The 984-nt window shown below is 71.5% G+C and carries 1 pseudogene; it reads left to right on the top strand.

Going from position 1 to position 984, the window contains the following annotated elements:
* Nucleotides 1-984, top strand: a pseudogene (locus tag G3N61_RS39170) (polymerase); the annotation flags it as partial.

Genomic DNA, 984 nt, shown 5'->3' with positions numbered 1-984 from the left:
CACGGTGACCCCGTGCGCCTGTCGCCGCAGATGCAGCGCGAAGCGTTTGCATCGCGCCGTTTTCCCGTCGAGGTGACCGTGCTCGACGTGCGTGCCGCGTGGCTGAAGATCGAAGACAAGGACGGTTACTCGATCGACATCGGCGCGACCGACGCGGCGCTGCGCCCGGCCGTCCAGCGGATGCTCGACCGGCTGGCCGCGCGCACGCCGATCGCCGGGCCGGTGGCGGATGCCGAAGCCGACGCGGCGCTGTTCGCGCTCGCGATGACCCTGGGCGACTATCACGGCGAAACCACGATCGGCCGGCCGGTCGTCGGCTACCTGATCGCGCAATACGGCCTGACGGGTGCGATCGACGTGCTGCTCGACGCGTTGAAAATCCAGGTGCACACCGACTACGACCGTCAGGCGCAGCGCCGCGTCCATCGTTTCACGACGAATGTCGAAGGCCCGGTGCGCGGTAGCTGGCGCGGGCCGATCTTCGGCGGCGAGGCGGCGCTGCGCGAGTATCTCGCCGCCGCGAGCGAGGCGGACTGGCAGGCCTGCGTCGACAGGATCGAGGCCGCACTGCCGGCGCTGCACCCGACCCGCCAGCCGATACCGGCGCTGCTGCTGCCCGACGCGCCGCACGTGTCGAATGCACTGGCGCGCCGGCTGGGTGCGGAGCGCAACGTGCCCGAGACGCTGCACTGGATGCTGCTGACTGCGACCGACCCCGACGCGATCGCGATTGCCGCGAAGATCCGGCCCGACAGCTTCGGCTATTCGTTCTGGGGAATGTCGCGGATGGTCGCGACCGTGTTGCGCGAGCGCGGCGCGGCGGCGTTCGATGCGCTGGAACGCGGTGCCGCCGACGATGCGGCGGGCGATGGGCTTGCCGCGATCGGCACGCCCGACGCGGTGGCCGCGCTGGGCAAGGTCGCCAGCGGTTCGAAGGGCGCGCTCGCGCGCCTGTCGCTGGCGCTCGATCGCTGGCCGGTGGCG

Source organism: Burkholderia sp. Ac-20349 (genome assembly GCF_017104865.1).
In the GTDB taxonomy this organism is placed as follows: Bacteria; Pseudomonadota; Gammaproteobacteria; order Burkholderiales; family Burkholderiaceae; genus Burkholderia; species Burkholderia aenigmatica.
The sequence above is the reverse complement of the archived record's forward strand: the minus strand, read 5'-3'. Positions and strand labels throughout refer to the sequence as shown.